This is a genomic window from Streptomyces sp. NPDC057565 (genome assembly GCF_042801455.1).
GTDB lineage: Bacteria > Actinomycetota > Actinomycetes > Streptomycetales > Streptomycetaceae > Streptomyces > Streptomyces yanii.
This window is the reverse complement of the sequence record NZ_JBHVFU010000007.1, coordinates 68,711-88,437: the sequence shown is the minus strand read 5'-3', so window position 1 is coordinate 88,437 and position 19,727 is coordinate 68,711. Positions and strand designations below refer to the sequence as shown.

The 19,727-nt window shown below is 67.1% G+C and carries 13 protein-coding genes; 3 read left to right on the top strand and 10 right to left on the bottom strand.

What is annotated here, in order from left to right; translation table 11 throughout:
- Positions 1 to 29: 29 nt before the first annotated feature.
- Positions 30 to 1,070, bottom strand: a complete 1,041-nt coding sequence (locus tag ACFU8W_RS16930) for a hypothetical protein (protein WP_345514094.1) — start codon at positions 1,068 to 1,070, stop codon at positions 30 to 32.
- Between the two features lie 430 nt (positions 1,071 to 1,500).
- Here ACFU8W_RS16930 and ACFU8W_RS16925 point away from each other — a divergent pair, with 430 nt between their 5' ends.
- Together ACFU8W_RS16925 and ACFU8W_RS16920 are read left to right on the top strand one after the other, a co-directional pair.
- A complete protein-coding gene (locus ACFU8W_RS16925) occupies positions 1,501 to 2,589 on the top strand; it encodes an LCP family protein (protein WP_345514095.1) in 1,089 nt (362 codons plus the stop codon).
- A gap of 38 nt (positions 2,590 to 2,627) precedes the next feature.
- Positions 2,628 to 3,038, top strand: coding sequence for an NTP pyrophosphohydrolase (locus ACFU8W_RS16920; protein WP_384037315.1), 411 nt, complete (start codon positions 2,628 to 2,630; stop codon positions 3,036 to 3,038).
- Between the two features lies 1 nt (position 3,039).
- Here the strand turns inward: ACFU8W_RS16920 and ACFU8W_RS16915 are convergent, their stop codons facing one another.
- The 9 genes from ACFU8W_RS16915 to ngcE all read right to left on the bottom strand — a co-directional run bounded on the left by ACFU8W_RS16915 (position 3,040) and on the right by ngcE (position 15,164).
- On the bottom strand, positions 3,040 to 4,551 hold the full coding sequence (locus ACFU8W_RS16915) for an amino acid permease (protein ID WP_384037312.1): 1,512 nt from the start codon (positions 4,549 to 4,551) through the stop codon (positions 3,040 to 3,042).
- Positions 4,552 to 4,724: 173 nt separating this feature from the next.
- Positions 4,725 to 6,653 (bottom strand): 1-deoxy-D-xylulose-5-phosphate synthase, encoded by a 1,929-nt coding sequence (gene dxs, locus ACFU8W_RS16910; RefSeq protein ID WP_345514099.1) that lies wholly within the window; start codon positions 6,651 to 6,653, stop codon positions 4,725 to 4,727.
- A 196-nt stretch (positions 6,654 to 6,849) separates the two neighbouring features.
- Positions 6,850 to 8,151, bottom strand: a complete 1,302-nt coding sequence (locus tag ACFU8W_RS16905) for a sugar ABC transporter permease (RefSeq protein ID WP_384037307.1) — start codon at positions 8,149 to 8,151, stop codon at positions 6,850 to 6,852.
- The gene (locus ACFU8W_RS16900; RefSeq protein WP_328886390.1) at positions 8,148 to 8,936 is read right to left on the bottom strand and encodes an ATP-binding cassette domain-containing protein; all 789 of its coding nucleotides are present in this window, start codon (positions 8,934 to 8,936) and stop codon (positions 8,148 to 8,150) included. The genes ACFU8W_RS16905 and ACFU8W_RS16900 overlap by 4 nt, the downstream gene beginning before the upstream one ends.
- Before the next feature lie 251 nt (positions 8,937 to 9,187).
- Entirely contained in the window at positions 9,188 to 10,303 is a 1,116-nt protein-coding gene (locus tag ACFU8W_RS16895; protein ID WP_345514102.1) for a substrate-binding domain-containing protein, read from the bottom strand.
- Between the two features lie 120 nt (positions 10,304 to 10,423).
- Positions 10,424 to 11,623 (bottom strand): ROK family transcriptional regulator, encoded by a 1,200-nt coding sequence (locus ACFU8W_RS16890; RefSeq protein WP_345514103.1) that lies wholly within the window; start codon positions 11,621 to 11,623, stop codon positions 10,424 to 10,426.
- Between the two features lie 201 nt (positions 11,624 to 11,824).
- A complete protein-coding gene (locus ACFU8W_RS16885) occupies positions 11,825 to 12,742 on the bottom strand; it encodes a carbohydrate ABC transporter permease (RefSeq protein ID WP_345514104.1) in 918 nt (305 codons plus the stop codon).
- The gene (locus ACFU8W_RS16880) at positions 12,742 to 13,665 is read right to left on the bottom strand and encodes a sugar ABC transporter permease (RefSeq protein WP_345514105.1); all 924 of its coding nucleotides are present in this window, start codon (positions 13,663 to 13,665) and stop codon (positions 12,742 to 12,744) included. Before ACFU8W_RS16880 ends, ACFU8W_RS16885 begins: the two co-directional genes overlap by 1 nt.
- Positions 13,666 to 13,715: 50 nt before the next feature.
- Complete coding sequence (gene ngcE / locus ACFU8W_RS16875; protein WP_384037301.1) at positions 13,716 to 15,164, bottom strand: N-acetylglucosamine/diacetylchitobiose ABC transporter substrate-binding protein; 1,449 nt, start codon at positions 15,162 to 15,164, stop codon at positions 13,716 to 13,718.
- Between the two features lie 503 nt (positions 15,165 to 15,667).
- Between ngcE and ACFU8W_RS16870 the strand changes: the two genes are divergently transcribed.
- The gene (locus ACFU8W_RS16870) at positions 15,668 to 19,516 is read left to right on the top strand and encodes a GH92 family glycosyl hydrolase (RefSeq protein ID WP_384037298.1); all 3,849 of its coding nucleotides are present in this window, start codon (positions 15,668 to 15,670) and stop codon (positions 19,514 to 19,516) included.
- Positions 19,517 to 19,727 lie beyond the last annotated feature (211 nt).

The following is a 19,727-nucleotide window of genomic DNA, read 5'->3' as shown; positions in this document are numbered from 1 at the left end:
GGAGCCGGGCGCGGACCACCAGCACCGGCTCACAGCCGGAGCCAGCTCTCCAGCGCCATTCCCTGCTGGTCGGCACGCTGCCTGGTGACCTTCATCCGGCCGTCCCCGCCGACGACCGCGACGACCAGCCGCCCGTCGCGGTCCAGAGCAAGCGCCGGGGTGCCCTCACAGGGTTCGCGGGTGTCCGCCCACCAGGCCCCGGCGGATTCCAGTTCGGTCGGGTAGGCGGTGAGGGCGAGGGTGCCTGTCTCCTCCGTCTGGGCCAGGACGGTGCAGTCGTAGCCGTCGACGAGGCACCGGCTGAGGGCGAGGGGACCACGCCCCGAGTGGCCGCCCAGCGGGGCGGGCGCGATATCGGGGACGCCTGCCGTCGGGAGGCGGTAGGCCACGACCTCGCCGGACCCCTCGTCACGCCAGTAGTGAGTGACCCTGCCTTCGTAGGTCTCGGTGCCGGAGGCCGTGTCCGGCCGGGCGATGAAGACCAGATTGGGGGCGCGGTCCAGCGGGCCTCCCGGGGTCTCCTGCCGCCAGACGTACACGCCTTTGTCTGCGGGCATGAAGAGCTCGATGCGGCCGGAGCGGGTGACAACGGCGGACAGCCCCTCACGTACCCGCTTGCACGGCATGGGCGTCCACTTGCCCCACACGCCGTTCGCGTCACGTCTGCGCGCGGACACTCCCCCCAGGGCGTTGCGGACGAACACGTGCAGTGTGTCGGCGCCGTCGACGACGGCAACGGGGGCGCCGATGGCCGACGCCTTCGCAGCGTCCTTGCCGTGCGGGTTACCGGCCGAGTGCCAGCCGGTCATCGGGCGGCCGGCCTGGTACTGGGAGGCGTAAACGATCTCGAGGGGGGACTGGGGGCTGTCGCCCGTACGCCTCAGGCCGAACAGGTCGACAAAGCCGCTCGGACCGTTGGCCACGCACGCATACGGCAGCAGCCGGGCATCGGACAGGAGGAGTTCGGGGGCCGCCCAGCCGTCGCGGCCCGTGGCGGACTCCGTCCAGCGAACGATGCCTCCGGTCCTGGCCGGGGCGTACGCAGTGAGGCGGCCATCGGGTGCGGACACCAGCCACCCCGTCTTCAGCGGTGGTGCGGCCAGGACTTCGGAGTGCCTGGCAACGTGCTGGGCCGATGCGGCAGAGGCCCTCCCGGCAGGAACTGCGGCACGGCTACGCCCAGTACGCAAACTCATCGTTCCCCGACCGTTCTCACTGAATGCCTTCTCCGGTGCCGAACGGCGTTGGGCGGAGTCCCATGTGTCTCTATTGAGCGCCCAGTTTCGCCTTAACGGCAACAACTGGTGTCACAATAATACTCGACAGGGTCGATTTCCGAGTGATTCCTGTCGCACAATGCGACTTTGAGGCACGAATCATGCCTGGGCAGAAGCGCGGTACCCCACGGAGCGACTTCGGCACAACATGGACCGCCCACCACCCATTCCTCCCCTCTCGCACGCGTTCTGGCGTGTCCCGACGGAAGAACTAGACGAGCCCATGACAGATCAGACCTCCGGTACCGAATCGCACGCGCCCCTTGCACCCCCGTCAAGACGAGCGCCCCGCAAGCGCCGTCGCGGCCTCAAGATCACGCTCGGCATCCTGCTCGTGCTGCTCCTCGCCGCGGGCGGAACCGTCTACTGGCTGTACAGCAAGCTGGACGGCAACATCAAGGGCGTCGACATCAACAAGGCACTGGGCGACGACCGGCCCGAAAAGCTGCCGACCAGCGGGCAGAACCTGTTGGTCCTCGGTTCGGACTCGCGGGCCGGCGCCGAGAACAAGGAACTGGGCGGCGGCGGCAGCGTCAGCGGCGCCCGGTCCGACACCGCGATGGTGGTGCACATTCCGGAGGGCCGCACCAGGGCCGTCGCCGTGTCCATACCGCGCGACACCCTCGTCACCCGACCCGAGTGCACGAAGGCCGATGGTTCAACCGTACCGTCGGCGAACCGCGTGATGTTCAACTCCGTCTACTCGCAGGTCGGTCCGGCCTGTGTGGTCAAGACCGTCGAGAAGATGTCCAAGGTGCGGATCGACCACTACCTGGAGATCAACTTCGCCGGGTTCAAGGATCTGGTCGACGCGATCGGCGGCGTCACCGTCGACGTCCCGCAGGACATTCACGACAAGTCGTCCGGCCTCGACCTCACAGCAGGCCAGCACAGGCTCGACGGCACCCAGTCCCTCGCGTACGTCCGCACCCGGCACGGAATCGGCGACGGCAGCGACCTGGGCCGGATCGGGCTCCAGCAGCAGTTCCTCCTCGCGCTGCTGAGCGAGGTCAAGTCGCAGGATCTGCTGAGCAGTCCGACGAACTCGTACAAGATCGCCAACTCGGCCACCAAGTCGCTGACCACGGACTCCGGGCTCGCCTCGCTGAAGTCCCTTGCCGAGTTCGGCCGGTCCATGAACGGTGTGGACCCGAGCACGATGGAAACGATCATGCTTCCGGTGGCGTACGACAAGCAGGACCCGAACCGTGTGGTGGCCGCCCAGCCGCAGGCCGGTGACCTCTGGAAGGCGATCCGCAAGGACGGCACGATCCCGGAGTCGGCGAAGAAGTCCCCCGCCACCGGCGGCTGACGGACCGTGCGGCGGCCGGAGCGTGACACCCTTCCGGCATGCCGACCGAACGGACCCTGGTGATCGTGGACGCGGCCAACGTGTTCGGGTCGGTGCCGGACGGTTGGTGGCGGGACCGGCAGGGCGCGGCCGAGCGGCTGCGGGACTCCCTGGTCCCGTTCGCCGCTGACGGTCTGCCCGGGCATCCCGGCCCCGTCGAGCTGGTGCTGGTCGTCGAGGGCGCGGCCCGCGGTGTCGCGTCGGTGCCGGGGGTACGGGTGGAGTCGGCGCCCGGCAGCGGGGACGACCTGATCGTCGAGCTGGTCGCCGCCGAAGCGGCCCGGCCGGCGGGCCACGGCTGTGTCGTGGTCACCGCCGACCGGGAGTTGCGGCAGCGGGTGGCGGCGTACGGGGCTCGGTGCGCGGGTCCCCGTACCGTGCGGCCGCTGCCGCCGTCGCGTGCGGACTGACTCACCGGCGGCGGGTATCGAGGTTGAGCCGGCTGTGACTGCGTCCGTACGTGAAGTAGATGATCACGCCGATGGCCATCCAGATGCCGAACCGGAGCCACGTCTCGGCCGGCAGATTGAGCATCAGCCACACCGACGCGGCCACCGAGAGGATCGGGAGCACCGGCACCCACGGGGTGCGGAACGCGCGGTGCAGATCGGGGCGGGTACGGCGCAGCACCACGACTCCCAGGGCGACGACGACGAACGCGAAGAGCGTGCCGATGTTCACCAGTGTCGCCAGCTCGTTGATGCTGGTGAAGCCGGCGACGATCGCGATGATCACGCCGAGCAGGATGGTCGGGCGGTACGGGGTGCCGAACTTCGGGTGCGTCTTGGAGAAGAACCGCGGAAGCAGCCCGTCGCGGCTCATCGCGAAGAACACCCGGGTCTGACCCAGCAGCAGGATCATGCACACCGTCGTCAGGCCGACGGCCGCGCCGAAACTGATGAACCCGGCGTAGACGGGATGGCCGACGGCCTTGAAGGCATCGGCCAGGGGGGCGCTCACCGACAGTTCGGTGTAGTGCTCCATGCCGGTGACCACCAGCGAGACGGCGACGTAGAGCACCGTGCAGATGAAGAGCGAAGCGAGGATGCCGCGTGGCATGTCTCGCTGCGGGAGCTTGGTCTCCTCGGCGGCGGTCGCGACGACGTCGAAGCCGATGAAGGCGAAGAAGACGATGGAGGCTGCGGTGAAGATCCCCATGATGCCGAAGTTGGTCGGTGCATAGCCGAACATCAGCTGGATCAACGGCGCGCTCAGCCCGGAGCCGGCCGGCTGCGGCTGTGCCGGCGGGATGAAGGGCGAGTAGTTGGCGGCCTTGATGAAGAAGAGCCCCGCGATGATCACGATCATGACAACGGCCAGCTTGATGGCGACCACGACCGTCGTGACCCGGGCGGAGAGCTTCATGCCGAGCACCAGGATGACGGTCAGGACGACCACCAGGGCGAAGGCCAGAACGTCGAAGCCGAATCCTGGGGCCACATCCGGACCGGAGAGCACGTCGGGCATGTGCCAGCCGACGTTCTCCATCAGCGAGCGGACGTAGCCGGACCATCCGACCGCCACCACCGCCGTGCCCAGGGCGAACTCCAGCACCAGGTCCCAGCCGATGATCCAGGCGACCAGCTCGCCCAGCGAGGCGTACGAGAAGGTGTAGGCGGACCCCGCGACCGGCACGGTGGAGGCGAACTCGGCGTAACAGAGCGCGGCCAGGGCGCAGACGATGCCCGCGACCACGAAGGCGAGGGACGTCGCGGGTCCCGCGGTCTCCTTCGCCACTTTGCCGGTGAGGACGAAGATGCCGGTGCCGATGATGACACCCACCCCGAAGACCGTGAGGTCCAGGGCAGAGAGTGACTTCTTGAGCGCGTGCTCCGGTTCCTCGGTGTCGAGGATGGACTGCTCGACCGTCTTGGTCCGGAACAGTCCGCCCTTCCTGGGTGGTGTGTCCTGCTGGGCAGTCACCGGCGTACCTCCACGCACTCGTCGTGTACGCCATGATTGGGACCTCATCGGTCGCGGGAGGCTCCGCACCGGACGATTTCACGCAGATGGGCCGGTCGAACCACCCGTACAGGGTGGCCGACCGGCCCATCTGCCGTATCGCCCGCCGGTCGCGGGGACCGTGCTCGAAGGGGTCAGTCGCGCGCGGGTTCGATCACGGAGCGGCTGTCGGCGCCGCTGTCGAAGCGGCCGTCCAGCTTGGCGACGAGCCCGGTCACCTGACGGGCGATGTCCGGCGCGGTCAGCCCGATCTCTGCCATGACCTCCTTGCGGGAGGCGTGGTCGAGGAAGCGCGGCGGGATACCGAAGTCGCGCAGCGGTACGTCGACCCCGGCGTCGCGCAGCGCCTGGGCGACAGCGGAGCCGACACCGCCGGCCCGGCTGTTGTCCTCGACGGTGACGACGACGCGGTGCTGCTCGGCGAGCGGCGCCATGGCCTCGTCGACGGGCTTGACCCAGCGCGGGTCGACGACCGTCGTCGTGATGCCCTGGGCGTCCAGCAGATCGGCGATCTCCAGGCACATCGGGGCGAGGGCGCCGACGGACACCAGGAGGACGTCCGGGCGGGCCGTGTCGGCCCTGCGGAGCACGTCCATGCCACCGACCTTGCCGACGGCCTGGACGGACGGGCCGACCGCCCCCTTGGAGAAGCGGACCACGGTCGGGGCGTCGTCGACCTCGACGGCCTCGCGCAGCTGGGCGCGGACCTGGTCGGCGTCGCGCGGAGCCGCGATCCGCAGGCCCGGCACGCACTGCAGGATCGACATGTCCCACATGCCGTTGTGCGAGGCACCGTCGGTGCCGGTGATACCCGCCCGGTCCAGGACGAACGTGACGCCGCAGTTGTGCAGCGCGACATCCATGAGGACCTGGTCGAAGGCCCGGTTGAGGAACGTGGCGTACACCGCGAAGACGGGGTGCAGTCCGCCGGTGGCGAGGCCCGCCGCGGAGACCGCGCCGTGCTGCTCGGCAATGCCGACGTCGTAGATCCGGTCCGGGAATTCCTTCTCGAATTTGGTGAGGCCGACCGGCTGGAGCATGGCCGCGGTGATCGCGACGATGTCCTTGCGCTCCTTGCCGAGCTTGACCATCTCCTCGCCGAAGACGGACGTCCAGTCGAGGCCGGAGGTGGCGATGGGGAGGCCGGTGTCGGGGTGGATCTTGCCGACGGCGTGGAAGCGGTCGGCCTCGTCGAGGAGGGCGGGGGTGTAGCCGCGGCCCTTCTCGGTGAGGCAGTGCACGATGACCGGGCCGCCGAAGCGCTTGGCCCGCTGCAGCGCGGACTCCAGGGCCTCGATGTCGTGGCCGTCGATCGGGCCGACGTACTTCAGACCGAGGTCCTCGAACATGCCCTGCGGGGCGATGAAGTCCTTCAGCCCCTTCTTGGCGCCGTGCAGCGTCTCGTACAGCGGCTTCCCGACGACGGGGGTGCGCTCCAGGATGTCCTTGCCGCGGGCCAGGAAACGCTCGTAGCCGTCGGTGGTGCGCAGGGTGGCGAGGTGGTTGGCGAGGCCGCCGATGGTCGGGGCGTAGGAGCGCTCGTTGTCGTTGACGACGATGACGAGCGGACGGTCCTTGGCGGCGGCGATGTTGTTCAACGCCTCCCAGGCCATGCCGCCGGTGAGCGCGCCGTCACCGATGACCGCGACGACGTGGTCGTCCTTCTTCAGTACCTCGTTGGCCTTGGCGAGTCCGTCGGCCCAGCCGAGGACGGTGGAGGCGTGCGAGTTCTCGATGATGTCGTGCTCGGACTCGGCGCGCGAGGGGTAACCGGACAGGCCCCCCTTGCTCTTGAGCTTCGAGAAGTCCTTGCGACCGGTGAGCAGTTTGTGCACATAGCTCTGGTGGCCGGTGTCGAAAAGCACCTTGTCCTTCGGCGAATCGAAGACCCGGTGCAGGGCGATGGTCAGCTCGACCACACCCAGGTTGGGGCCGAGGTGGCCACCGGTCTTGGAAACGGCGTCGACGAGGAAGGTCCGGATCTCTTCGGCGAGCTGGTCCAGCTGCTCGGGAGTGAGCCGGTCCAGGTCACGCGGTCCACCGATGCGGGTCAGCAGAGCCACCCGTGCCTCCTTGCGTTTCGAGCTGGTCGAGCATGCCGATCCGATGAGTCTAATGTTCCGTCCGCGCGCGAGGTCATCGGGCGGCGTGTTCGGGACCGGATCCGGCTGCGGACGTTCTCTTCGATGCGTACGTGCCTGCGTACGTGCGTGTGCCCGGCACCGCGATGGGTGCCGGGCACACGCGCGGGTTCCGCGGTCAGGCGCGGCCCGCCGTCTTCTGGGTCTTGCGGGTGACTGCGTCGATGACGACCGTGGCGAGAAGCACACCACCGGTGATCATGTACTGGATCGGCGAGGCGATGCCCTGCAGGGCGAGGCCGTACTGGATCGAGATGATGACCAGCACGCCGAGCAGCGCGTTCCAGGTGCGGCCGCGGCCGCCGAAGAGGCTGGTGCCGCCGATGACGGCCGCCGCGATGGCGTTCATCAGAAGCTCACCGCTGCCCGCGCCCTGGTTGGCGGAGGTGATCTTGGAGGCGATGAAGAGTCCGCCGATGGCGGCGAAGGTGCCGGAGATCGCGTAGACCGAGGTCCGGATCATCACCACGTTGATACCGGCGCGGCGGGACGCCTCGACGCTGCCGCCGAGCGCGAAGATCTTGCGGCCGTACGAGGTGCGGCGCAGGACGAAGTCGGTCGTCACCAGCATGACCAGGAAGATCACCACGGCGAGCGGCAGACCCTTGTACTGGTTGAACATGATGGCGACGGCGAAGGCCACCACGGCCAGCGCGACCGTGCGCACGATGATCTCGCTCAGCGGGCGGGACGGGACGCCCACCGCCTCACGGCGACGGTTGTCGAGGAAGGACGACAGGAAGTACGCCGCCACGGCGACTGCGGCGAGGCCGTAGCCGGCCGCGACATCGCTGAAGTAGTAGCTGGTCAGCTTGGCGACCAGACCCTCGGAGTCGAGGTTGATGGTGCCGTTGGAGCCGAGGATCTGGAGCATGAAGCCGTTCCAGAACAGCAGACCGGCCAGGGTGACGGCGAAGGCGGGGACACCGATCTTGGCGAAGACGTAGCCGTGGATCGCGCCGGCCGCCGCGCCGGTGAGGATCGCCAGGATCAGGGCCAGCCACTCGGACATGCCGTGGGTGACATTGAGGACCGCGAAGGTGGCGCCCGCGACACCGCTGACCGAGCCGACCGAGAGGTCGATCTCGCCGAGCAGCAGGACGAAGACAATGCCGACCGCGATCATGCCGGTGCCGACCATGGCGACCGAGATGTCCGAGAGGTTGCCCGCGGTGAGGAAGTTCGAGTTGAGGCTCTGGAAGATCGCCCAGATGATGATCAGGCCCACGACGACGGGGATCGAGCCCAGGTCGCCGGCCTTCATCTTGCGCTTGAACTCGCCGAGGTATCCGGAGAGGCCCTGCTCGCGGACGAGCAGCCGGGGGTCGACGGCGGTGACGGAGCCGTCCGCCGCGGCGGGGTTCTCGGCGGGCGCGTCGGCAGTCGCCAGCATCGGCTTGGAGGTGTTGTCGGTGCTCACTTCTGGGCCTCCCCGTTGCGCGCCGCGCGGCGGGTCACGGCATTGTCCGTGGCGCCCGTGATCGCGGAGATGATCTCTTCCTGCGAGGTGGTCGCGACGTCGAAGACGCCGTTGTTGCGGCCCAGCCGGAGCACGGCCACCTTGTCGGCGACCGCCTTGACGTCGGCCATGTTGTGGCTGATGAGGATCACCGCGTGACCGCGCTCGCGCAGCCGCTCGACGAGGTCGAGGACCTGGGCGGTCTGCTCGACACCGAGGGCCGCGGTCGGCTCGTCGAGGATGACGAGCTTCGGCTCACCGAGCATCGAACGGGCGATGGCCACGGTCTGGCGCTGACCGCCGGAGAGCGAGGCGATCGGGATACGGACGCTGGGTATGCGGATCGACAGCGTGCTGAGAAGCTCGCGGGAGCGGCGCTCCATCTCGACCTCGTTGAGGACACCGAACTTACGGAGCTCCCGGCCGAGGTAGAGGTTGCCGACGACATCGATGTTGTCGCAGAGCGCCAGGTCTTGATAGACGGTCGCGATGCCCAGGTTCTGGGCGTCGTGCGGCCGGTTGATCTGGACGCCCTTGCCCTCCCACTCGATGACTCCGTCATCGATGGGGTGAACCCCGGCGATCGTCTTGACCAGCGTTGATTTACCGGCGCCGTTGTCGCCGACCAGGGCGACCACCTCACCGGCGTGGACCTCGAGCTCTACATCGGTGAGCGCCTGAACGGCACCGAATCGCTTGGAGACCCCTCGCAACGCCAACACGGGCGTAGCGGACACGTGAACCATCTCCTTCGCCGCCTGACCGGCGGGGATGCCGCGCCGGGGGAGGGCGCGGTGGTCGAGCAGAAGAGAACAAAAGAGTGCGGAAGCGTTCCGCCCGGCGCCCCGCCCGATAGCGGGACGGTTGATGTGCGGGGCGCCGGACAGGCTTCCATGGTGCAAGCCGCCGAGAAATCAGCGGACTTGCTGCCGGAGCACAGTCAACTCGCCTTGCATGCAAGGCGATTGCCCGACCGCGCTTACGGCGAGGGTGCAGCCTACTTCAGGCCGAGCTTGTCGCAGGCGGCCTTGTAGTTGGCCGTGCAGATCTCGTCCAGCGTGTAGACGCCGTCCTTGAGGACGGTGTCCTTGATGTTGTCCTTGGTCAGCGAGACGACCGGGACCAGGAACGTGGGAACGCCCTTGTCGGTGGGGCTGTCGACCGTGGAGGTGGCGATCGAGTCGAGGCTCTTGCCCTGGGCCAGCGCCACGGCCATCGCGGCAGCGGCCTCGCCCTCGGGGCCGTACGGCTTGTAGACGCTCATGAACTGCTCACCGGCGACGATGCGCTGCACGCCGGCCAGTTCGGCGTCCTGGCCGGTCACCGGCGGGAGCTTGGAGAGACCGGCGGCCTTGAGGGCGGTGATGATGCCGCCCGCCATGCCGTCGTTGGCGGAGTAGACGCCGTCGATCTTGCCCTTGCCGAGGGCCGAGATCGCCGCCTCCATGTTGGCGTTGGCGTTCTCCGGCTTCCACTCCTTGGTGTCGTACTCCTTGCCGACCTTGACCTTGCCGTCGAGCTCCGCCTTGGCACCCTTCTTGAAGAGCGCGGCGTTCGGGTCGGTGATCGCGCCGTTCATCATCACGATCGTGCCGCCGTCGGCCTTGGAGCCCATGGCCTCCAGCAGGGCCTTGCCCTGGACGTGGCCGACCTCTTCATTGTCGAAGGAGGTGTAGGCGTCGATCGGCCCCTCGGCGAGACGGTCGAAGGCGACGACGGGGATGCCCGCGTCCTTGGCCTTCTTCACCGCGCCCGCGATGGCCTTGGAGTCCACCGAGTCGACGATCAGCGCGTCGACCTTGTTGGTGATCATGGTGTCGACCTGCTGCGTCTGCAGCGTGGCGTCCTGCTTGGCGTTGGCGTAGACGACCTTCGCCTTGCCGTCGGTGAGATCGCTGATCTTCTTCTCGATGATCGGCTTGTCGAACTTCTCGTAACGGGCCGTCTGGTTCTCGGGAAGGAGCAGACCGATCTTGAGATCGTTGCCCTTCTTCGCGGAGCCGGTGTCCGTGGCCTTGTCGCCGGACTCCTTGGCGCTGCCGCAAGCGGCGAGCGAGACAGCCATCGCGGTGGCGGCAACGGCAACGGCGGCACGACGCATACGCGTGTTCATTCTCGAACCTCCCTGACGAGGCCGCGACGTTGCGGCCGAGGTGGCTGGAAGTCAACTCGGCTGCGACGTCAGCGTCAAGGAGTAAATCCTTAACGAGATGACAACGGTGCCATTCGTTATCTAAGTGAAGGCAGGTGTGGCCGTGGGCAGAGTGCTCTCCAAAAGGGTTGAATCCCCCATTTCGCTGAGCACGAGAGCCAGCGCACCGAGCACCTCGGCCCGGCCGCCGAGGGCCCCCGGAAGGACCGACAGCTGCCGGGCGGCGCTGGGGATGGCGTAGCGCGACACCGAGTCGCGGATCGGCCCGAGGACCAGCTCCCCCGCCTCGGCGAGGGAGCCGCCGAGGACCACCCGGCTGGGGTTGAGCAGGTTGCACAGGTTGGCGACGCCGCTGCCGATGTGCCGCCCGACGTCCCCGATCACCCGGCGGCAGCCCGGATCGCCCTCCCGGGCCAGCTGGACCACCCGTTCCATCGTGAGATCGGGCCCGTGGCTGGGCTGGAGCAGGGGCAGGACGTACCGCGCGGCCGTGAAGGTCTCCAGGCATCCGCGGTTGCCGCAGCGGCAGACGGGACCCGATTCGTCGAGCGTGATGTGGCCGATCTCGCCGGCCGTGCCGCCGGGCCCCCGGTAGATGTGTCCGTCGATCACCAGACCGGCGCCGACACCGCTTGCGACCTTGATGTACGCGAGATCCTTGACCCCCCTGCCGCTCCCCCAGACCAGCTCTCCCAGCGCCCCGAGGTTGGCGTCGTTGTCGACGTACACCGGCACGCCCAGCCGTGCGGCGAGCTCCTCGCTCGGGTTGATGCCCGTCCAGCCCGGCAGGATCGACGTGGAGCCCAGCGTGCCGGACTCCACATCGATCGGACCGGGAACGCCGAGGCCCACTCCGATCACCTTGTCCGGGCCGATCCCGGTCGTCTCGATCAGCCGCTTGACCAGCTGTTCCGCCCGGCCGAAGCCCTCCGCCGACGAGGCGTCCACATCCAGCGGCTCGGACTCCTCGGCGAGCACCTGGTGGGCAAGGTTGCCGACCGCCACCCGCAGATGCGTATGTCCGAAGTCGACGCCGATCACGATGCCCGCGTCACCGCTCAGGGAGACGCTGCGGGCCCGGCGGCCGCCCGCCGAGGTGGGGGTCACCTCGACCGTGCCGCCGTCCTTCAGTTCGCGAACGATATTGGAGACCGTGGCCGCGGAGAGGCCGGTGCTTCTGGCGATCTCCGCCTGGGTGAGCGAACCCGCCATACGTACGGCGCGCACGACCCGCTCAAGGTTGGCGCGATGCAGAGATGTCTGCGACCCCGGAGTCTCCATCGACTCTCTCACTCCTACCGTTTTCTCTAACATGTGAACTCTAAGCTGAGCGTTTTGGGGCACTCCCCGTCAAGACCTTGAGCAGTCCGAGCCTCGGATGAGCGGACAGGCCCCGATGAGCGGACACGAAGAACGGACGAACCGCCCGTCGGCACAGGGCCGACGGGCGGTTCGTCCGTCCATGCGGTGTCCGGCGGGCCGCTACTTCACGGCCCCCGCGGTCAGGCCCGCGACGACCTGACGCTGGAAGACGATGTAGGCCGCGAGGACCGGCAGCATCGCCATCACCAGACCGGCGAAGAGGCCGGACCAGTCACCCTTGTATCCCTGGCTGGTGGCCAGTTCGACCAGGCCCTGGGAGAGCACCCGGTGATCCGGTTCGGTGTTCAGCACCGTCGGCAGCATGTACTGGTTCCACTGCCCCAGGAAGTTGAAGATACCGACGCTGATCAGGCCGGGCTTCGCCATCGGCAGCATGACCTGGAAGAACGTCCGGGTGTGCGACGCCCCGTCGAGCATCGCCGCTTCCGCCACCGAGGTCGGCAGCGTCCGGAAGAACGAGGTGAGGAAGAAGACGGTGAAGGGCAGGGAGTACGCGATGTAGACCAGGATCAGTCCGTGCACCGTGTTCAGCAGTCCCATGTTGTTCATCACGAAGAACAGCGGGACCAGCGCCAGGATGATCGGGAAGCTCATCCCGCCGATGAAGAGGAAGTACAGGAAGCGGTTCCCCGGGAAGTCGAACCGCGCCAGTACGTACGCCGCCATGGAACCGAGCAGCAGCGTGCCGATGAGCGAGCCGCCCACCACGACGATCGTGTTGAAGAAGTAATCGCTCATGTGCGCCTGGCTCCAGGCGCGCGACCAGTTCTCGAAGTGCAGCTTGTCGGGCAGCGCCCACGGCGTCGACAGGATCGAGTCGTCCGTCTTGAAGGACGCCATCACCGCCCAGAGCAGCGGCATGACGACCAGGATCGCCCAGATGATCAGCACGCCGTGCGAGAACACGTTGAGGACGGAGCCCTCGCTGCTCTTCTCCTTCTTGCCGCCGGGCACGGTCACCGTCGACACGGGCACGCGGTCCGCCGCAGGCGCGGGAGGGGTGTCAGTGGTCTTCATCAGAACTCCAGCCGCTCGCGCCGGCCCAGTCGCATCACGATGGCCGCGAAGGCCATGGTGACGATGAGCAGTCCGACACCGATCGTTGTTGCGTATCCTGCCTGGCCGTCACGGAAGGCCGTCTGGTACACGTACAGCGGCAGGACCGTGGTCGAGTAGTCGGGACCGCCGGGACCCACGGTCATGACCTGTACGGCCGTGAACGCCTCCACGCCGAGCGCCAGAATTCCCATGTAGACCCAGCCCGACTGCACCGTGTCCCAGAGCAGCGGCAGAGTGATCCGGAAGAACGTCGTGATGCGGTTGGCGCCGTCGAGGAGCGCCGCCTCGTAGAAGTCCTTCGGAATGGACGCCATTCCGGCGGAGAACAGGACGACGAAGAATCCGACCGTCGACCAGATCAGCACCGACATGACGCAGATGAGCGCGAGGCTCGGATCGCCCAGCCAGTCCGGCTGGACGGAGCCGAGACCGATGCCCTTCAGGGTCGAATTCAGCATCCCGTCACTGGGGTTGAACGCGAACTGGAAGAGCAGGGCGACGATCACGATCGAGAGCACCTGCGGGAAGAAATAGGCGATCTTGTAGAAGCCCGAGCCCCGCACGCCGGCGACCGTGGCGTTCTTACGCCGCCTGCCGCCGACATTGAGCATGAAGGCGAAGAAAAGCGCGAGGCCCAGCGTCACCAGCGGCAGCAGCAGCACGAGCAACACGCTGTGCTGCAAGGACTTCCAGAAAATGTCGTCCTTCAACATCCTGGTGTAGTTGTCGAAGCCGACCATCTTGAAGTCCGGGCTCAGACCGGTCCAGTCCGTGAAGGAATAGTAGATGGACTGGATGAACGGCCAAATGACGAAGACCGCGTACAACGCCAGTGGGACTGTCAAGAACCCCACAATGAAGCGGTACTTGCCGTGCTGCATCGTTTACCGACCCCGATCTTTCCGCGGGTGCCGCCGCTGGTGACGGTTGCTCACTGGTGCTTGTAGTGCTTGATGGACTGGTCCTTGGCCGCCGCGTCCGCGAAGGCCTGGATCTTCTGGATGGCCTCGGCCGGGGTCGCGCGGCCCGCCATCATCTCGCCGATGCCGGCGACGCCGATCTGCTCCTTCTGGAGCTTCACGTACCAGTCCTGCAGGCGCGGGTTCACCACGTTGTCGCCGGCCTTCTTCAGCGCGTCGACGCCGGCCTGCATGGCCGTGGACAGGGTCAGACCGTCGGTGCCACCGTTGAAGGCGCTGAGGGACTTGACCTGCTTGGTGAAGTTCTTCGAGGACTCCTCGGAGAGCATGATGCGCAGCTGCTCCATGCCGCCCTCGGGGTTCTTCGCCTTGGCCGGGACGACGAAGGGCTCACCGCCGGAGGCCCAGATGGTGCCGAACGGCATCTTGTCGGACGCGTCCAGGCTGGACGGCGCCGCGACCATCATCTTGAAGTCCTTGGGCGTGGTGGGCGCCGCCTCGTTCTCCACCCACGAACCGTTCGGGATGAAGAGCGCCTTGCCCTTGGTCCACGCGGTCTGCGACTGGATGTGGGTCATGCCGGGGGTGCCCTTGAGGATGTACCCCTTCTTGTACAGCTCGTAGTACGCCTCGAACGCCGCCTTGACCGCGGGGTCCTTCCAGGCGTTCGGCTCCAGGTTGTCGATCTTGTCGAGAACCTCCCGGCCACCGATCTTGGCGATGAACGGGTAGAGCGAGAACGGCAGGTAGTACGGGTACTTACCGGCGTACGTCCAGCCGGCGATGCCCTTCTTCTTCGCCTTCTCGCAGAGGGCGAGCATGTCGTCCCAGGTCTCGGGGTACTGCGCGTCGAGGTTGTCCAGCGCGGTCTGCGAGTACCAGACACCGTAGACCGTGTACGCGTAGTACATGATCCAGACCGGGTCGCCGTCGAACTGGCCCATTTCCAGGACACCGGGACGCAGCGTGTCACGGACCTTCTTGCTCGGGTCGTCGATGGACGGGGCGTCCATCAGCGGCGTCAGGTCGAGCAGCTGCTTCTTGCCGACGAGGACACCCATGTCCATCTGCTCGGCGCCCGAGTTGTCGATCAGGTCCGGCGGGGTGCCACCGTTGAAGCGCGGCTGCAGCTGCGACTGGATCTTCTGGGTCGCGGTGTGCTTGACCTTCGGGGCCTTGGGGAAGGCCTCGTTGTACTTCTTCTCCGCGTCGATCGCGTACTGCTGACCGAAACCGCCGTCGAAGATGACGACGTCGAGGGCAGCGGTCTCATTGACGCCGAGCGGGTTCTTGGCGCTCGTCTTGCCCTTCTTGACCGAGTCGTCGGTGCCGCTGTCGCTACTCGCACACGCCGACAGGAAGCTCATGGTCGGAACGGTGATCAGACCGAGTGCGGCAGACCGCTTGATCACGTCGCGACGGCCGAGGCCCTCATTCGTGTGGCCGGAGGTGGATCCCATGCTCAAGTCCTCGCCTTCTCCAGGACTCAGGCGGTGTGTACCGGTCGCCCGTCGAAATTCGCCTCAGGCGAAGGGCCCCGCCACCGCGGTCAGTTGCGCTTGGGTCGTGCTGATTTTGCAGGCTAGCCGGATGCAGTGGGGGATTCGGGAGATCGAGCGGCGGATGCACCTCATGGCATCCCCTCGACCGTTCCCCCGGCCCCCCTTGTCCGCCCGCACGGAAAACGGCGGGGTAGACGCCGACAGGTATAGTCCACTTGCAGCCAACTGAGCAAGATCGAATGCAGCTTTGAGCGGCAGTCTTTCCCGAGTTGAGACCTCGCGGATACATGGACCCCGTGCGCCCTCGTCCGCGTGTAACGATTTCCGCAATACGGTCGATTCGCCCGGCCGTCCATGCCCAACACCCTTGACACATCCAGCCACTTGGCTCCCTACTGGATCCTGCGCATCACTCTGACAACGTTGTCCAACGCGCACTTCCTCGGGAGGATTGGCTCGGCATGCAGCCCCGACATGGTTCTCGCAAGAGACAAAGCCGCACAGCCGCACTCATTGCGGCTTCACTGGTCCTGGTCGTGACCGCCCCGACTTCGGCCTTCGCCCAGTCGGCACGTTCCCTCGAAAGGGGTGAAAAGCCCACAGCCGACCAGACGTTCACCTCCTCGTTCGAGGCAGACGAAAAGCAGCCGGACTGGCGCAATACCGTGGAGGAGGGGTCTGACGGGACGAAGCGGTCGTCGGGTATCGATGGCGGCTTCTCGTCCGGAATACCGGGCAATGTCACGGACAAGGTCACCGATGTCCGCGCCAGTGACGAGAACACCGGCGGTGGTGAGGTGAAGGAGAACCTCATCGACGGAGAGTCCGCCACCAAGTGGCTGACCTTCGAGCCCACCGGCTGGCTGGAGTTCGATCTCGCCGAACCGGTCAAGGTCGTGACCTACGCGCTCACCTCGGCCAACGACTACGACGAGCGTGACCCGAGGAACTGGACACTCCAGGGCTCCGCCGACGGCAAGACGTGGGTGGACCTCGACTCCCGGACCGACCAGTCCTTCAGCGAGCGCTTCCAGACCAAGTCGTACGACATCACGGGCGACACGGCCTACCAGCACTTCCGTCTGGACATCACGAAGAACAACGGCGCCTCGAACATCACTCAGCTCGCCGACGTCCAGTTCTCCGACGGCAACACCGGCACACCGGCACCCGACGAGATGCGCAGCCAGATCGACCGCGGTCCGTCCGGCTCCCCCACGGCCAAGGCCGGCGCGGGCTTCACGGGCAAGAAGGCTCTGCGCTACGCGGGCACGCACAAGGCGGACGGCCGGGCGTACTCGTACAACAAGATCTTCGACGTCGACACGGCCGTCACCCGGGACACCGAGCTCTCCTACCTCGTCTACCCGCAGATGGGCGAGACGGACCTCTCGTACCCGGCCACGCATGTGGCGGTCGACCTCGCGTTCACCGACGGCACGTACCTGAGCGATCTGGGTGCCACCGACAGCCACGGCGGTCCGCTGACCCCGCAGGGCCAGGCCGACGCCAAGCGGCTGTACGTCAACCAGTGGAACAAGGTCGCCTCGCGCATCGGCACGGTCGCGGCCGGGAAGACCGTCGACCGGATCCTGGTGGCGTACGACTCCCCCAAGGGCCCGGCGAAGTTCCAGGGCTGGATCGACGACATCAAGCTCGCCCCGAAGGCCCCGGAGGAGCGCCGGGCGCACCTGTCCGACTATGCGTCGACGGTCCGCGGCACCAACTCCAGCGGCGGCTTCTCGCGCGGAAACAACTTCCCCGCCACCGCCGTCCCGAACGGCTTCAACTTCTGGACGCCGGTCACCAACGCCGCTTCGACGAGCTGGCTGTACGACTACCAGCGCGCCAACAACGACGACAACCTGCCCACTCTCCAGGCGTTCAGCGCGAGCCATGAGCCGAGCCCGTGGATGGGCGACCGGCAGACGTTCCAGCTGATGCCGTCGGTGGCCAAGGACACCCCGAACGCCTCCCGCACGGCGCGCGCCCTGCCGTTCAAGCACGAGAACGAGACGGCGAAGCCGCACTACTACGGAGTGACGTTCGAGAACGGCCTCAAGGCCGAGATGACGCCGACCGACCACGCGGCGCGGATGCGGTTCACGTACCCCGGTGACGACGCGTCCGTCGTCTTCGACAACATCTCCAACGACGGCGGACTCACTCTCGACCCGGCAACCAGCTCCTTCACCGGCTTCTCCGACGTGAAGAGCGGCCTCTCCACCGGTGCCACCCGGCTCTTCGTCTACGGCGTCTTCGATGCCCCGGTCACCGCGAGCGGCAAGCTCAAGGGCGGCGGCGGTGACGACGTGACGGGCTACCTCCGCTTCGACGCCGGCAAGGACCGTACGGTCAACCTCCGTCTGGCCACCTCGCTGATCAGCATCGACCAGGCGAAGCAGAACCTCGCCGCCGAGATCCCCGCGTCCCGCTCCTTCGGCCGCGTCGAGGACCGGGCGCAGCAGGCCTGGGACGACATCCTGGGACGGGTGGAGGTCGAGGGCGCCGATGCCGACCAGCTGACGACGCTCTACTCCAGCCTGTACCGGCTGTACCTCTACCCGAATTCGGGCTTCGAGCGGGTCGGCGGCAAGGACCAGTACGCCAGCCCGTTCTCCCCGCAGATCGGCCCGGACACCCCCACCCACACGGGGGCGAAGATCGTCGACGGCAAGGTGTACGTCAACAACGGCTTCTGGGACACCTACCGGACGACGTGGCCCGCGTACTCCTTCCTCACGCCGGACAAGGCCGGCGAGATGGTCGACGGTTTCGTCCAGCAGTACAAGGACGGCGGCTGGATCTCCCGCTGGTCCTCCCCCGGCTACGCCGACCTGATGACCGGCACCTCGTCGGACGTCGCGTTCGCGGACGCGTACGTCAAGGGCGTGAAGTTCGACGGCGAGGCGGCGTACGAGGCGGCCCTGAAGAACGCCACGGTGGTTCCGCCGTCGTCGGGTGTGGGCCGGAAGGGGATGGAGACGTCCCCGTTCGCGGGATACGCGAACACGTCGACGCACGAGGGTCTGTCCTGGTCGCTGGAGGGCTACCTCAACGACTACGGCCTCGCGCAGATGGGCCAGGCGCTCTACAGGAAGACGAAGAAGGAGCGGTACAAGGAGGAGTCGGAGTACTTCCTGAACCGGGCCCGCAACTATGTCGAGCTGTTCGACTCCAAGGCGGGCTTCTTCCAGGGCAGGAATGCCAAGGGTGACTGGCGGGTCGCCTCCGACACGTACGACCCGCGCATCTGGGGCTACGACTACACGGAGACGAACGGCTGGGGCTACGCGTTCACGGCTCCGCAGGACAGCCGCGGTCTGGCCAACCTGTACGGCGGCCGCGACGGCCTGGCGAAGAAGCTCGACACGTACTTCTCCACGCCGGAGACGGCCGGTCCCGAATTCGTCGGCTCGTACGGCGGTGTCATCCACGAGATGACGGAGGCCCGTGACGTACGGATGGGCATGTACGGCCACAGCAACCAGGTCGCGCACCACGTCACGTACATGTACGACGCGGCGTCGCAGCCCTGGAAGACCCAGGAGAAGGTCCGCGAGGTCCTCGGCCGCCTCTACACGGGCAGTGAGATCGGCCAGGGCTACCACGGCGACGAGGACAACGGCGAGCAGTCGGCCTGGTACCTCTTCTCCTCGCTCGGCTTCTACCCCCTGGTGATGGGCAGTGGCGAGTACGCCATCGGCTCGCCGCTCTTCACGAAGACCACCGTCCACCTGGAGAACGGCCACGACCTCGTGATCAAGGCCCCGAAGAACAGCGCGAAGAACATCTACGTGCAGGGTCTGAAGGTCAACGGCAAGAAGTGGACGTCCACATCGCTGCCGCACGAGGTGCTCGCCAAGGGCGGCGTCCTGGAGTTCGACATGGGCGCCAAGCCGTCGGCCTGGGGCACGGGCAAGAACGCGGCCCCGACGTCGATCACCCAGGACGACAAGGTGCCGTCGCCGAAGAAGGACGTCCTGAAGGGCGAAGGCGCGCTGTTCGACAACACGTCGGCCACGACGACGACGGTGACCGGCGCGGTGGAGCTCCCGGTCGGGTCGGCGACGAAGGCGGTCCAGTACACGCTGACCTCGGGCGCCGCGGCGAAGGCGCCGACGGGCTGGGTCCTGCAGGGCTCGACGGACGGCACGACGTGGAAGGACCTCGACAAGCGGTCCGGGCAGTCGTTCGCCTGGGACAAGCAGACCCGGGTGTTCTCGGTGGGCACGGCGGGAACGTACGCGCACTACCGCCTGGTGCCGGACGGTGAGGGGACGCTGGCGGAGGTGGAGCTGATCTCCTGACCTCCCCACTCCTGTGAACGGCCGGTACCTCGGGTGAGGTACCGGCCGTTCGTTCATCCCACTGGGCGCCGGACCAGGAGTAGTTGGCCTCGACGCCCCTGTAGGAGGAGCTCACAAAATGCTGTGCGTCGCGCGCAGACTGATCCGCCACCGGAGCCGTCGCTCCCGCAGCGGATGCCGAGGAGGACGGATCCCGAAGAGGTACGGGGAC

What these genes read in the sequence shown, in the direction of transcription:
- ACFU8W_RS16895 (WP_345514102.1), bottom strand. Translation starts at nt 10,303, where the DNA reads ATGAACACGCGTATGCGTCGTGCCGCCGTTGCCGTTGCCGCCACCGCG.
- ACFU8W_RS16880 (WP_345514105.1), bottom strand. Translation starts at nt 13,665, where the DNA reads ATGCAGCACGGCAAGTACCGCTTCATTGTGGGGTTCTTGACAGTCCCA.
- ACFU8W_RS16925 (WP_345514095.1), top strand. Translation starts at nt 1,501, where the DNA reads ATGACAGATCAGACCTCCGGTACCGAATCGCACGCGCCCCTTGCACCC.
- ACFU8W_RS16870 (WP_384037298.1), top strand. Translation starts at nt 15,668, where the DNA reads ATGCAGCCCCGACATGGTTCTCGCAAGAGACAAAGCCGCACAGCCGCA.
- ACFU8W_RS16920 (WP_384037315.1), top strand. Translation starts at nt 2,628, where the DNA reads ATGCCGACCGAACGGACCCTGGTGATCGTGGACGCGGCCAACGTGTTC.
- ACFU8W_RS16890 (WP_345514103.1), bottom strand. Translation starts at nt 11,623, where the DNA reads ATGGAGACTCCGGGGTCGCAGACATCTCTGCATCGCGCCAACCTTGAG.
- ACFU8W_RS16900 (WP_328886390.1), bottom strand. Translation starts at nt 8,936, where the DNA reads ATGGTTCACGTGTCCGCTACGCCCGTGTTGGCGTTGCGAGGGGTCTCC.
- ngcE (WP_384037301.1), bottom strand. Translation starts at nt 15,164, where the DNA reads ATGGGATCCACCTCCGGCCACACGAATGAGGGCCTCGGCCGTCGCGAC.
- ACFU8W_RS16885 (WP_345514104.1), bottom strand. Translation starts at nt 12,742, where the DNA reads ATGAAGACCACTGACACCCCTCCCGCGCCTGCGGCGGACCGCGTGCCC.